This is a genomic window from Paenibacillus canaveralius (assembly GCF_047238265.1).
Lineage (GTDB): Bacteria > Bacillota > Bacilli > Paenibacillales > NBRC-103111 > Paenibacillus_F.
The window spans coordinates 4,079,818-4,093,495 of sequence record NZ_JBDFMM010000001.1; the positions used below are offsets into that span (position 1 = coordinate 4,079,818).

The window sequence follows — 13,678 nt, forward strand, 5'->3', positions numbered from 1 at the left end:
CTTACCCCGCAGCTGATTTCTCCGCGGGACAACAAAAAGAACCTCCGCTGCTCATCTGGAGCAGCGGAGGTTCTTCCTCACGCTATTTGTGATTGTTCCGTGAAACGACTTGATCTGATTGCATTCCCTCTCAGGCAGCAAGCCGTCCGCTGAACTTCATTCAATTAACAATCCGGTGGTCCGTTCCTTCGGGCGGCTCGTATCCCTGTATTTGGCGGAAAGCGATTCCCCTCGCAGCCATCAAGGCATTCACCTTGTCGCTGTCTTTCGGATAAGGACGGTGAAACACGATCTCCCGCACGCCGCTGTTGGCCAGCATATTCGAGCAGGTCCAGCACGGCTGGTCCGTCACGTAGACGCTGGAGCCTTCACGGTCTTCGCGGTCGGTGAACAGGAGCAGGTTCTGCTCCGCATGAATCGTACGGATACAGCGCTGCTTGCGGATCATTTCTTCCTTACCGTCCACCACGTGCAGTTCATACTCTTCGACAAGCATGCATCCTTCTTCGGAACAGTCCGGGACACCCATCGGGGCCCCGTTGTACGCCGTGCCGAGAAGCTTCTTGCCCTGCACGAGCACAGCCCCGACATGCCGGCGGCTGCACTGCGAGCGCGTTGAAGCCATGTAGGCGATATCCATGAAGTAAGTGTCCCAGTCTTTACGTCCCGTCATGCCGGCACCTACTGCTGGCTGGCCCGGATGGCCTGCTCCAGATCATGCAGGATATCGTCGATCGCTTCCGTACCGATCGACAGACGGATCATGCCCGGCGTAACGCCCGCACTGAGCTGTTCTTCTTCGCTGAGCTGCTGATGGGTCGTGCTTGCCGGATGAATGATCAGGGATTTGGAATCGCCGACGTTGGCAAGATGAGAGAACAGCTTAACTTCTTCGATCACTTTGCGGCCGGCTTCGAGGCCGCCTTTGATGCCGAAGGTAAGGATCGCGCCCTGGCCCTTAGGCAAATATTTTTGCGCCAATTGGTAGGAGCTGTGGCTTTCCAGACCGGCGTAGCTGACCCATTCGACCGATTCATGGGCTTCGAGATAACGCGCCACCGCAAGCGCGTTCGAGCTGTGGCGCTCCATGCGCAGGTGAAGCGTCTCCAGGCCCTGCAGAAGCATGAAAGAGTTAAACGGCGAAATGGAAGCTCCCATATCGCGGAGAAGCTGGACGCGCGCCTTGATGATATAAGCGATCGGCCCTACGGCATCGGCGTAAACGACGCCGTGGTAGCTCGGGTCCGGCTCCGTAAGCCCGGGGAACTTGCCGCTGGCTTTCCAGTCGAACTTACCGCCGTCAACGATCACACCGCCGATGGAAGTGCCGTGTCCGCCGATAAACTTCGTCGCGGAATGCACGACAATGTCGGCACCGTGCTCGATGGGGCGGAGCAGGTAAGGCGTCGGGAACGTATTGTCGACGATGAGCGGCAGTCCGTTCTCATGCGCAATCGCGGCTACGGCTTCAATATCGAGCAGGTCCCCGCGCGGGTTGCCTACCGTCTCGGCGTAGAGAGCTTTTGTTTTATCCGTAATCGCTTTGCGGAAATTTTCCGGATCCGAAGGATCGACGAATTTCACCTGGATACCCAGTTTCGCCAGCGTCGTCGAGAACAAATTGTAGGTTCCCCCGTACAAGCTGGAAGCGGAAACGATCTCGTCACCGGCTCCGGCTATGTTGAGGATCGAGTATGTAATGGCTGCCTGACCGGATGCGGTAGCGAGCGCTCCCGCTCCACCTTCAAGCGCGGCTATCCGCTGCTCGAAAACATCGCTCGTCGGGTTCATGATGCGGGTATAAATGTTGCCGAATTCTTTCAGGGCGAACAGATCTGCGGCATGATCCGCGTCACGGAACCCGTAAGAGGTCGTCTGATAAATAGGCACCGCGCGGGAAAGCGTGGTCGGATCGATTTGCTGGCCGGCATGGACGGCCAGAGTTTCCAAAGAATATGGACGTTGTTCGGACATGGTTCTTTCCTCCTTATCGCATTTATGTGGCAATGAGTGAATCTGTTTGATTGGGCCTATTTTCTCATATTTCCTCGTAAAATGAAAGAAAGTTTAGTAGATTTTCTCAATTCCGACATTTTTACTTTCCTTTCTTTCCTTCTTACTCTCTTCTCTAAGCCAGTCAAGGGCTGATTTGCAGATAAGGCTTCATCTTCGCGAGCATTTTTTCGCCGATTCCCTTTATATCCAGGAGTTGCTCGGCCCGTTTGAACTTACCGTGCCGTTCCCGGTATGCAAGGATCGCTTTCCCCTTGCTTTCGCCGATTCCGGGCAGTTCCATCAATTGCTGCAAATTGGCCGTATTAATATCGACTAACGGACCGGCGGGGATTTTCTTGTCTGCTGCGGGCGCTTTTGCCCCTCCACCCGTACTTGTTTCCGGAACCGGCACGGCCGCCCTTCCCCCGGCTTTTCCGGATTCCTGCGGCCCCGGAGCCGATCCGTTCCCTCCGGCGGCAGGCTGCCGTTGATTCGCCTGCGCAGGCTGGTCATCAGCTGCCTCCTCTTTCCGGGCTGAAGCCGGTGCCTGCTCCTGGCCGCTTCCGGCAGCGCCTGCCGCGAATTCCTCCGCCCCGGCCTGCTTACTCCAGGCGCCGGCTTCTTCTTTCGCCTCCGCTTTGCCTGACGTTAACGTTGACGATGACGAAGACGGTGGCTTCTCTGCAGGCAATACAGGCTTGGTTCCTTCTATCGTTTGCGCCATGGAGGCGTTTAACGCCGTAAAACCCTGCGGTACGGTGCCTCTCGGGCTGACAAGCAGCCAGATGATCACTCCTGCTGCGATCACGGCGGCGAAAACAGTAAGAACGCCCCGGTTCTTCCAGCTCTGAAAATTCCAGTTCAATATAAAACACTCCTTTGATTTTGAATAAGCGAATGTACACTACAGGAAACCGTCATAATTGTGTGAGAATGTTCATACCGTTAAGAAAACGTTCCTGATTTTTTGAGTCCATACACAACGAGGTAAACATGTCGGCGCCCGCTTCTGTTATGGGTCGGGTGTAATGAATCCGTTCCGGTATAAGGCACCGGTCTTACTGCCGGAAGGAGACCTGTCCGACTATTTCATGAGGAGGGTTGTCGATGAAAGCGGGTTTTATCGGTACAGGCAGCATGGGAAGTATTCTGATCGAAGCGCTCATCCATTCGGGAGCGCTCAATCCTGAGCAAATCTGGGCCGCAAACCGCACTCCCGGCAAAGTACAACGTTTGGCGGAAACCTACGCCGGACTAACCGCCGCCTCCAGCAATGCGGAAGCCGCAGCGGGCCGTGATGTCGTTTTTCTATGCGTGAAGCCCCTTGATTATAAGAGAGTCATTGACGAAATCCGACCGGTTCTGGAGCCGGCCCAAATCGTCGTATCCATCACGAGCCCGGTCCTGCTGAAGCATCTGGAAAACCAGCTTCCCTGCAAGGTGACGAAGATCATCCCGAGTATCACCAATTACGTGCTCAGCGGGTCAACTTTGTGCATTCACGGAGAGCGCATGCATCCCGAGGATAAAGAATGGATCGAAAATCTTCTGACTCACATCTCCACACCTGTCAGAGTTTCCGAGGCATATACCCGGATCAGTTCCGACTTGTCGAGCTGCGCGCCCGCGTTCCTCTCATTTTTTCTCGAAAAGTATATCGAAGCCGCAGTGGCGGAGACGGGGATATCTGCCGAAGAAGCGACCATACTCGCTTCGGAAATGACGCTGGGGACGGGCAAGCTCTTGACGACGGGCGGTTTCGATCCGGTTTCGCTTCAAAAAAGAGTACGCGTTCCGGGAGGAATTACGGCTGAAGGATTGCGTCTGATGGAGCAGGATCTGGACGGGATGTTTAACCGGTTAATCGGAATTACGCATGCGAAATACGAAGAGGATCTGGAAAAAGTGGAAGCCGTATTTACGACAAAAAAACAATAGGGAGTGGAAAAAAGAGGTAAAATGGAAGAGGATAGAAAGTGGAGTTCCGGAAGATCGGACATTCACGTTTATAGAACTTCGTAAGTTTGAAAAAAAGGTGATTTAGCGGATCGGGGTAATTCCTAGTGGGAAGTATTGCGGAAATACATGCGAAGTAAGCAAATTGGAGAGATGGCCGGTTTTCCGGGGCCGTCCGACGGCGGAGGCCGCTTTTCTAAAAAGAAAGGCGGTTCCGCCGTTTCGGGCTGTCCGGAGAGCTCCCCTCTGATTATGTCTTCCTGAGGAAGAGTAAACCTGAGGGAATCCCTGAATACCAGGCTGTTTATCCGACTACGATGTTGACGAGCTTGCCTTTTACGGCGATGATTTTACGGACGGTTTTGCCGGCGCTCAGCTCTTTTACTTTGTCGAGGCCAAGCGCGAGCTCCTGCATGCCCGCTTCGTCGAGGTCTTTGGCGACTTTTATGCGGTCGGCGATTTTGCCGTTCACTTGAACGACAATTTCCACCTCGTCGTCCACCGTCCAAGCCTCCTCGTATACCGGCCACGCTTCATACGTGATGGATCCGGTTCCGCCAAGCTTCTGCCACAGTTCTTCCGCAATGTGCGGAGCGAGCGGAGAAAGCATTTGGACAAAATGCTTCACGGCCGTTTTCGGCAGCGCTTCTGTCTTATAAGCTTCATTGACGAAAATCATCAGTTGGCTGATAGCGGTATTGAAACGGAGAGCTTCGAAATCTTCCGTAATTTTCTTGACGGTCCGGTGCCACGTGCGTTTAAACGCGTCTCCGCCGGCATTCTCGTCATCGGAAATTTTGCCGCTGAGTGCCCCGTTCTCGTCTACGAACAGACGCCATACGCGGTTAAGGAAGCGGTAAGAGCCTTCCACGCCGTTGGTATTCCAAGGCTTCGTCGCTTCAAGCGGCCCCATGAACATTTCGTACATACGCAGAGTGTCGGCACCGAATTCATTGACGATATCGTCGGGATTCACCACGTTGCCGCGCGATTTGGACATTTTCTCCATATTCTCGCCGAGAATCATCCCTTGGTTGACGAGCTTGTGGAACGGCTCTTTCGTCTCGACCACTCCGAGATCGTAAAGCACTTTGTGCCAGAAGCGCGCGTAGAGCAGATGAAGAACCGCATGCTCCGCTCCGCCGATATAAAGATCGACCGGCAACCACTCTTTCTGCTTCTCGGGAGAGCAGATTTCATCGTTGTTGCGCGGATCGATAAAGCGCAGGTAATACCAGCAGCTTCCCGCCCACTGCGGCATCGTATTCGTCTCGCGGCGGGCTTTCATGCCCGTTTCGGGATCGACCGTGTTTACCCAGTCTTCCACGTTGGCCAGCGGAGATTCGCCGGTTCCGGATGGCTTGATGTGCTCGACCTGCGGAAGCAGAAGCGGCAGCTGATCTTCCGGCACGGTTTTCATCGTTCCGTCTTCGAGATGGAGGATCGGAATCGGTTCGCCCCAATAGCGCTGACGGCTGAACAGCCAGTCGCGCAGGCGGTACGTGACTTTGCCTTTGCCCTTGCCGTTCTCTTCCAGCCACGTGATCATGGACGCGATAGCCTCTTCCTTGCCCATTCCGTCGATAAAGCCCGAATTCACGTGCGGTCCGTCTCCGTCATAAGCGGCTTCCTGCACGCTGCCGCCCTGTACGACTTCGACGATCGGCAGGTCGTACTGCTTGGCGAACTCCCAGTCACGTTCGTCGTGTCCCGGTACAGCCATGATGGCGCCTGTGCCGTAACCGGCCAGCACGTAGTCCGCGATCCAGATCGGCAGCTTGGCGCCGTTTACGGGGTTAACGGCATAAGCACCGGTAAACACGCCGGACTTTTCCTTGGCCAGATCCGTACGCTCAAGGTCGCTTTTGCGTGCGGCTTTTTCCTGGTACGCCGTCACGTCGGCGCTCTGACCGGACGTCGTAATTTTGGAAACCAGGTCATGCTCCGGTGCCAGCACGCAGTAGGTCGCTCCGAAAAGCGTATCCGGACGGGTCGTAAAGACCGTCAGACTGTCGCCTTCATGCCCGTCGATAGCGAAAGTGACTTCCGCCCCCTTGGATTTGCCGATCCAGTTGCGCTGCATATCCTTGATGCTTTCGGACCAGTCCAGCTCCTCCAGATCTTCCAAAAGCCGCTCGGCATACTCGGTAATCCGCAGCACCCATTGACGCATCGGCTTCCGGATGACGGGATGGTTTCCGCGTTCGCTCTTGCCGTCGATCACTTCTTCGTTGGCCAGAACGGTTCCGAGCGCGGGACACCAGTTTACGGGGACTTCGTCCACGTAAGCGAGGCCCTTTTTGTACAGCTGGATAAAAATCCATTGGGTCCACTTGTAATACTCGGGGTCCGTTGTGGAAATTTCGCGCTCCCAATCGTACGAGAAACCAAGCGACTTGATCTGGCGGCGGAAATTCTCGATATTCTGCTTCGTAAATTCACGCGGGTCGTTGCCCGTATCGAGGGCGTACTGCTCGGCCGGCAGGCCGAAAGCATCCCAGCCCATCGGATGAAGCACGTTAAAGCCGCGCATGCGCTTAAAGCGGGAAACGATGTCGGTAGCCGTGTATCCTTCCGGGTGGCCTACGTGAAGACCTGCGCCGGACGGATAAGGAAACATATCGAGCGCGTAAAATTTCGGTTTACCCGCTTCGTCCGATGTCCGGAAGGTTTGGTTGTCGTCCCAGTATTTTTGCCATTTAGGCTCGATTACCTGTGGGTTGTAGCCCTGTTGTTCTTTTTCATGTGCCATGTGTGTAGGTCCTCCTGACGTTATCATCGCAACCAAAAAACCTCCCGTCTCTAGCTCTTACGGCTAGGGACGAGAGGTTGTATATTCCCCGTGGTACCACCCTAGTTAACAAGCGGCATGCTTTGCCGGTTGTTCACTCAAGTCCCTTAACGCGGGCTAAACGGTCCGGTTACTGGGCAGTACATCTTCGCTTCCGTCCGGCTTCCTGCCGGATGACAGGCACAGCTGCAAGGAAACGGCCGTACTGCGGTTCGCCTTCCGGCTCGGAGGTGAGCTCGCCTTCATCATGTACCGGCTTCCACCGACCGCCGGTTCTCTGTAAACATGCGTGCAAAGGGATGATCCTCTTCATAGCTGGTGCGATTACACAAATTTGTAATGATTATAGGCAATATCGAAGCTCTTTGTCAAGTAAAGCGCCCTTTTTAGGCCAGAGGCTTGCGGGCCGCGTAAAAAAACCGGCGGGAATCCGGCGAAATCTCCGCATTCCACTCAAAATCAGCGGAAATCCGGATGTCCGCGAAGCCTGCCGCCTTCAGCCTTTCCGTCAGCCAGCGCGGGTCGTACGCACGCTGTCTGTGAGTCTCTTCGATGCGCCGGAAAAGCGGCTCCCCGCCTCGTGTGGACGAAGCGTCCTCACGGACGAAAATCGTCAGCGCGTGCTCGATTTCCGTCCGTTCCTCGTCGAGCTCGCAGGTCCACAAGTACGCCACATCCTCTTCGTCGAAGACGAAAGGCTGCAGGGAAGCGTACTCTTCGAACTGGGCCGGGCTGTGGACATCGAACAGCAGGACGCCGCCGCCCCGCAGCCCCCGGTAAGCCTGCTCCAGGGCTTCAATTATCTCCTCTTCTTCGAGGAGATAATTGAAGCAGTCGCAGAAGGAGATGACCGCGTCCGCCTGCTCGGGCAGTTCCCAGTCGCGCATGTCCTGCTGCAGCCAAAGGATGTCCGGCTTCGCGCCGTTAGCGGCCTCTTCTTCGGCTTTGTGCCGGGCGACGGCCAGCATATCGTCAGACAAGTCGATTCCGACGACTTTGCAGCCGAGCTTCGCGAGCGGCACGGCAATGTTTCCCGTGCCGCAGCCGAGATCGACAACGGTTTCCGGACGGAGGCCGTAAGCCTCCCAGGCCTGCCGGGCGTAGGAAATCCATGCCTCGTACGGCATGTCCTCCATCAGCCGGTCGTACGTATAAGCAAAATCACGGTACGACATGTCAGTTCTCCTCTTGCTTGAGATACGTCCAGTTTTCTTCTTGGTACACCAGGCCATCCTTCATCAGCTTGCCGAGCGCGCGTTTGAAAGCGGACTTGCTGATGCCGAACTTGGATTTGATCAAATCCGCCTCGGTCTGGTCCGAATAAGGCATGGCGCCGCCCGGACGTTCGCGCAGAACCGCCAGCACCCGCTCGGCGTCTTCGTCCCGTCCTTTTTCCTTCGGCTGCCGCATCGACAAATTCACGCGTCCGTCTTCACGGATATACGTGACGCGTACGCTGACTTCCTCACCGACTCTGAGCAGGCGCGAGCGCTCCGCAGAGGGAATCAGTCCGATGACGCCGAAGCCGACGACTCCGCCGTCGCAAACGACGAACGTTCCCATTTGCAGCGGTTTGTACACGCGCGCGTCCAGCCACTGGTTTCTCCACGCCTGCGGGGCCGGAAAACATTTTTCAGAGAGAACGTCTTCTCCCGCAAGCCGGGCAACCAGTCTTCCCTGGCGGTCGTGGTCCATCGTCACGAAGACTTTGTCTCCCACTTGAGGGCGGAGCTCGTCAAGCTCCGGCATTTCCTTGAACGGCAGAAGAAGATTCCGGCCGATTCCCATTTCCAGAAAGGCCCCGAAGCGCGGATGAAGGTCCACAACCTCAAGCAGAGCCAGCTCTCCCAGAAGCAGCATCGGCCGGTTCATCGTGGCCGCCATGCGGTCTTCCGTGTCGTAATAGATGAAAACCTCGGCCTGCTGGCCGGCTTTCAGTTTCCGGTTCGTTTCCGCGTACGGGAGCAGTACTTCCCGTTCTCCGTCGGTTACGAAATAACCGTACGGCGATACTTCTCTCGTTACGTCAAGCGTGACGAGAGTTCCCGCTTCCAGACTCATACGCGTTCCACAACCCTTGCGTCCGACCAGAGACGCTCGATATTGTAATATTCACGGTCGTCCCTGTGGAATACGTGGACAACGACATCCCCCAGATCCACAAGTATCCAGCGTGCGGTATCGTAACCTTCAAGACCGCGGACGGTAACGCCGTGCTCATCCGCTTTTTTGCGGATTTCCGTAGCGATGGCCTGTACCTGTGTTTCCGAGTTCCCGTTGCAAATCACGAAATAATCGGCCACCAGGGAAATTTCCTGAAGGTCCAGAGCCACCACGTTAATGGCTTTCTTGTCTTCCGCCGCATCCACAACCAGATTCATCAATTGTTCCGGATTTACTTTCATCCCATCATCCTCCTTCTCGCTGGACGGTTTTTGAGACCGATCACGTTAGCCAGCATGTACATCCTCTATTAAATTCCGTTCGGTATCATTTTGTTCGTTAATTCCGTTCATCCAATCAAATGTCAAAAGGACTTATTACCCAGTATTACACGTCTAATTCGAGGACTAAACGGTTGCGCGTCAGCACGGTGAGCGGGTAAATACGCTTGCCCTTCTGCAGAAGAAACGAAAGCGTAGAGTCGAAACCGGCCAGCAGAGCCCGCTCCAGACTCGTTTCCGCCAGTTCGCGGATTTTATCCACACCTGGAAAATCTCTACCGGGCTCCATGTAATCGGCCAGGCACACGACCTTCTCCAGGACGGACATGTTTTCCCTGCCGGAAGTATGGTAGCGGATCGCATTCAGCACATCTTCATCCTTCACGCCGAACCGGGTGGAAGCGATCCAAGCTCCGGCATGAGCATGCCACATCTCTTTGTCGAAGGACAAGACGTCCGTCTGAAACCCGCTTTCGCGAATCGCGCCGGCCTGCTTCTCTACGGGCCAGTATTTGCACACATCGTGCAAAATCGCGGCCGTATCCGCTTTTTCCTCATCCGCGCCGAACCGGCGGGCCAGGATAACGGCGGTTTCCATGACGCCGAGAGTATGCCGCCACCGTTTTTCGGGCATTTCCTCTTTTACAGTCTTCATCATCTCTTCACGATTCATACAAACCCATCCCTTCGATATAATCGTGTACGGGAGCCGTGACGAGATAGCGGACGGTACGGCCTTCCCGCCTCCGGTTCCGGATATCCGTGGAGGAAATATCGAGCAGCGGCATCGGAGCCAGACGGACACCCTCCCGGATGAACTCCGGCAGCGCATCCGGATGAAGCTCGAAGCCCGGCCTTTGAAGACCGATGAAACCGATCATCTTCATGATCTCTCCGATATCACGCCACTTGGGCAAATACTCGACCATATCGGCTCCGATGATGTAGTAAAATTCGTGCTCCGGGTAAAGAACTTTCAGCTCCCGGATCGTATCGACTGAGTATGAAACCCCGCCTTTCCGGAGCTCATGATCGAACGGACGGAAAGCGGGATTGTCCGACACGGCGCGGCATACCATCTCCCAGCGCTGCCCGGCCGAAGCCTTGGGAGCGTTCGGTTTATGCGGCGGCACGTTGGCGGGCATATACCACACTTCATCCAGCCCGCAGGCGGCACGGGCGCATTCGCCCGCAACCAGGTGGCCGGTATGCACCGGATCGAAGGTCCCGCCCATGATTCCTATCCGCATGTCGCCACCTCCTCCGGCGGTCCGCCGTGATTTTTCACCGGGTCCGGTGCCATAAGGGCTGCTGCCGTCCCGTAAATTCATTTTAAAGCCGGCAGCCGGTCCGGTCCGGTATTTTTACCGGTTGTACCCGTCGTTTAGGACTTCGGCAGCTCGATCTGTTTGTTATCGCGCGATTCTTTATAAAGCACTATCGTGCGGCCGATAACCTGAACCACTTCGGCGTCCGCGCCTTCCGCCAGTTCTCTGGCAACTTCCTTGCAGTCGGCCTCATAGTTGTTGAGTACCGAGATTTTCATTAATTCGCGAACCTCGATCGCTTCCACGATGTGCTGGATCAAGTGCTCGTTCACTCCGCCTTTGCCTACTTGGAAGACCGGGTTCAAATGGTGCGCCAGTGAGCGCAGATGTCTCTTTTGTTTTCCTGTTAGCATAACTTCTGATTCCCTCAATTCCCGATAAATGATTGCTCTACGGCCTGCCGCATCGCCGCTGCAGGCGCAGGGACGCCGGTCCAGTATTCGAACGCGTAGGCCCCCTGATAAATAAACATGCCGAGTCCGCCGTGTGTGACGGCCCCTCTCGCTTTGGCTTCTTTTAAAAACCGGGTTTCCAGCGGGTTGTAAACGAGATCGCTGACAATCGCGCCTTCCCGGAGCCGGTGACCGTCCAGATCCAGAGGCATCTCTTCGATATTCGGGTACATGCCCGAAGAAGTCGAGTTGATGATCAGATCCGCGTCACTGATAATGTTTCCTAATTCGTCAAGGCCCATGCCGACGGCACTCGTTTCGGAGCGGACGGCAGCGGCGAGCTCCCCGGCTTTCTCCGCCGTCCGGTTGGCGATCGCGATAAACGAAATGCCTTCCTTCGCCAGCGCATAGGAAATCCCCCGGGCCGCTCCGCCCGCGCCGATCAGCAGCACTTTTTTGCCGCGGAGATCCAGGCCCGTTTCTTCTTTAAGCGAACGGACATACCCGATCCCGTCCGTGTTGTAGCCGATCAGTTTGCCGCCGCGGTTGACGACGGTGTTGACGGCGCCCAGGGCTTGTGCGTCCGCATCAATCTCATCGAGGTACTGCATCACGTTGACTTTATGCGGAATCGTTACGTTGACTCCGCCGAAACCGAGCGCGCGTATGCCGGCAACGGCCTCCTCCAGCTGCCCCGGCAGCACGTGAAATGCGGTGTACGCCCCGTTGATGCCCGTTTCGCCGAAGGCCCGGTTCATCATAACCGGAGAGCGGGAGTGCCTCACGGGATCTCCGAATACTCCGTACAGAATCGTACCGCTGTCCAAAGACGGCTTGTTACCCATGGTCGGTCTCTCCCCCGTGCAATGTTTATATGCCCGACTTTTACAGACGAAAAGTCCCTGAACCTTGTCGGGTCCGTTAAATAAGCGAATCGCGCTGGACGATTTTTACGCCTTTCGGCACATGAACGGCCAGTTCCGCGCCCGCTTCGCTGTTGATTTTGATCCAGCCGAGGCCGGAGATCAGCACATCGAGCTTTTTGCCTTTCGAAATGTGAATCGTCTGTTTGACGAGCGGAGGAAGCTCTTCCAGATCTTTCGCCGCAGGCGGGACAAGTAGAGTCCCTTTGTGGTTCGCGTACAGCTCGTCCGCTTTTTCCAATTTGGTGCGATGGATGGGAACGGCTCCCGAAGAGTAGATCGTAAAGGACTGGCGCTCGCCGCGGACAAAATCAAACCGGGCCAGCGATCCGAAAAACAGGGTTTGTCCTTCGTTCAATTGATACACCATGGGCTTAAGCGGCTTGTTCGGCATCAGCTTGCCCAGATCTTTCTTGGAGACAAGCTCCGTCAGCCGGTGCTTGTACACGATTCCCGGGGTATCGATAATAAAATGTCCGTCATCGAGCGGAATTTCGACCATATCAAGTGTCGTGCCGGGATATTGGGAAGTGGTGAGCTCCGAATCCAGATCGCTGTAATCGGAAATAAGCCGGTTGATGAGCGTGGATTTGCCCACGTTGGTCGCTCCGACGACGTAGACATCTTTGCCGTTACGGTGCTCGTCCACCGCCTGAAGAACCCGGTCGAATCCCATGTTCTTCTTGGCGCTGCAAAGGACAACCTCCACAACCTTCAAGCCTTGTTCCTTGGCCTGCTTGCGGACCCAGTTCACGATCCGGTTCCAGTTGGTCACTTTCGGAAGCAGATCGATTTTGTTGACGACCAGCACGATCGGATTGCCTCCGACGAAACGGGCCAGACCGCTGATCAAACTGCCTTCGAAGTCGAAAATATCGACGATATTGATGACGAGCGCTTCTTTGTGCCCCACATGCCCGAGCAGCTTCAGAAAATCGTCCTGGTTGAGCGTAATGCTCGATGCTTCATTATAGTTCTTGATGCGGAAACAGCGCTGGCAAATAACCGGTTCCTTCTCGAGAGCCTGCGCGGGGATGTACCCGAGCGCCTGAGGATCTTCGAGCTGAAGCTTGACACCGCAGCCTCCGCAATGGATAACTTCTTCCTGGGTCATGAATCCTCCTTAAAATTAAACGGCGGGAGCTTCCCGTCAAGCGTTGTTCTCCCGCAAGCAAAGTGAAGCTTTCCCGTGAAGGAAAGCTTTATTTATTCTTCGAGATGTAATTGTTGGCCAGCTTCTCGATGCGCCGGTTGATTCGTGTAAAGAAACCTTCATCATGGATGGAGATAGGCGCAACAAGAATGGTATATAAACCGAGCCGGTTCCCTCCCAGCACGTCTGTCAGCATCTGATCACCGATCACAACCGTCTGCTCTGCAGTTGTATCCATCAGTGCCAATGCTTTGCGAAAGGCCGTGTTCGTCGGTTTGCGCGCGGCATGAATGAACGGGATAGACAGCGGCAGGGCAAATGCGGATACCCTTGTTTCCTGGTTGTTCGATACGATGACGACCTTGAAACCGAGCTGCTTCACATGCCCGAGCCAATTCACGAGCTCCGGTGTGGCATCGGCCACCTTGGCACCGACAAGCGTGTTGTCGAGATCCGTGATGATCCCGCGGATTCCGCTCTGCCAAAGCTCCTCCAGATTGATATCGTAAATCGTCTGCACGAATTGTTTCGGCACCAGTTTTTTAAACAACAGCGTCACCCCAACCTCTTTCGAATCTATAGGAACTATACCATACATGCCCAATTCCTTGCAAAAAGAAAAAGGAAGCGTTTCAGGCCGTGCCCGGACGGGAAATTCCCGTATTCTCAGCATTCCCTTGCGGCCGCCCGTTCCAT

At 55.3% G+C, this 13,678-nt stretch carries 14 protein-coding genes; 1 reads left to right on the forward strand and 13 read right to left on the reverse strand.

Going from position 1 to position 13,678, the window contains the following annotated elements:
• Positions 1 to 160 precede the first annotated feature (160 nt).
• The 3 genes from ABC395_RS18395 to ABC395_RS18405 all read right to left on the reverse strand — a co-directional run bounded on the left by ABC395_RS18395 (position 161) and on the right by ABC395_RS18405 (position 2,860).
• Positions 161 to 673 carry a deoxycytidylate deaminase gene (locus ABC395_RS18395; protein ID WP_413005293.1) on the reverse strand — a complete coding sequence of 171 codons (513 nt, stop codon included), beginning with the start codon at positions 671 to 673 and terminating at the stop codon, positions 161 to 163.
• Positions 674 to 681: 8 nt separating this feature from the next.
• Complete coding sequence (locus ABC395_RS18400) at positions 682 to 2,007, reverse strand: homocysteine synthase (protein ID WP_413005294.1); 1,326 nt, start codon at positions 2,005 to 2,007, stop codon at positions 682 to 684.
• A 130-nt stretch (positions 2,008 to 2,137) separates the two neighbouring features.
• A complete protein-coding gene (locus tag ABC395_RS18405) occupies positions 2,138 to 2,860 on the reverse strand; it encodes a ComEA family DNA-binding protein (protein ID WP_413005296.1) in 723 nt (240 codons plus the stop codon).
• A gap of 242 nt (positions 2,861 to 3,102) precedes the next feature.
• Here ABC395_RS18405 and comER point away from each other — a divergent pair, with 242 nt between their 5' ends.
• Complete coding sequence (comER, locus tag ABC395_RS18410; protein ID WP_413005298.1) at positions 3,103 to 3,933, forward strand: late competence protein ComER; 831 nt, start codon at positions 3,103 to 3,105, stop codon at positions 3,931 to 3,933.
• 322 nt (positions 3,934 to 4,255) lie between these two features.
• Here the strand turns inward: comER and leuS are convergent, their stop codons facing one another.
• From leuS to ABC395_RS18460, 10 genes are all read right to left on the reverse strand, one after another.
• Positions 4,256 to 6,703, reverse strand: coding sequence for a leucine--tRNA ligase (gene leuS, locus ABC395_RS18415; RefSeq protein ID WP_413005300.1), 2,448 nt, complete (start codon positions 6,701 to 6,703; stop codon positions 4,256 to 4,258).
• A 425-nt stretch (positions 6,704 to 7,128) separates the two neighbouring features.
• Positions 7,129 to 7,917: a class I SAM-dependent DNA methyltransferase gene (locus tag ABC395_RS18420; protein WP_413005302.1), complete on the reverse strand. Its 789-nt coding sequence runs from the start codon at positions 7,915 to 7,917 to the stop codon at positions 7,129 to 7,131.
• 1 nt (position 7,918) lies between these two features.
• Complete coding sequence (locus ABC395_RS18425; protein WP_413005304.1) at positions 7,919 to 8,803, reverse strand: CvfB family protein; 885 nt, start codon at positions 8,801 to 8,803, stop codon at positions 7,919 to 7,921.
• Positions 8,800 to 9,147 (reverse strand): ribosome silencing factor, encoded by a 348-nt coding sequence (gene rsfS / locus ABC395_RS18430; RefSeq protein WP_413005306.1) that lies wholly within the window; start codon positions 9,145 to 9,147, stop codon positions 8,800 to 8,802. The genes ABC395_RS18425 and rsfS overlap by 4 nt, the downstream gene beginning before the upstream one ends.
• A 145-nt stretch (positions 9,148 to 9,292) precedes the next feature.
• Positions 9,293 to 9,859, reverse strand: coding sequence for a bis(5'-nucleosyl)-tetraphosphatase (symmetrical) YqeK (yqeK, locus tag ABC395_RS18435; protein WP_413005308.1), 567 nt, complete (start codon positions 9,857 to 9,859; stop codon positions 9,293 to 9,295).
• Positions 9,849 to 10,436 (reverse strand): nicotinate-nucleotide adenylyltransferase, encoded by a 588-nt coding sequence (gene nadD, locus ABC395_RS18440; RefSeq protein ID WP_413005310.1) that lies wholly within the window; start codon positions 10,434 to 10,436, stop codon positions 9,849 to 9,851. The genes yqeK and nadD overlap by 11 nt, the downstream gene beginning before the upstream one ends.
• 134 nt (positions 10,437 to 10,570) lie before the next feature.
• Positions 10,571 to 10,867: a ribosome assembly RNA-binding protein YhbY gene (gene yhbY, locus ABC395_RS18445; protein ID WP_413005312.1), complete on the reverse strand. Its 297-nt coding sequence runs from the start codon at positions 10,865 to 10,867 to the stop codon at positions 10,571 to 10,573.
• Between the two features lie 14 nt (positions 10,868 to 10,881).
• Positions 10,882 to 11,751, reverse strand: coding sequence for a shikimate dehydrogenase (gene aroE, locus ABC395_RS18450; RefSeq protein ID WP_413005314.1), 870 nt, complete (start codon positions 11,749 to 11,751; stop codon positions 10,882 to 10,884).
• A gap of 76 nt (positions 11,752 to 11,827) precedes the next feature.
• A complete protein-coding gene (yqeH, locus tag ABC395_RS18455) occupies positions 11,828 to 12,943 on the reverse strand; it encodes a ribosome biogenesis GTPase YqeH (RefSeq protein WP_413005316.1) in 1,116 nt (371 codons plus the stop codon).
• Positions 12,944 to 13,031: 88 nt separating this feature from the next.
• Positions 13,032 to 13,532 (reverse strand): YqeG family HAD IIIA-type phosphatase, encoded by a 501-nt coding sequence (locus tag ABC395_RS18460; protein ID WP_103994247.1) that lies wholly within the window; start codon positions 13,530 to 13,532, stop codon positions 13,032 to 13,034.
• Positions 13,533 to 13,678 lie beyond the last annotated feature (146 nt).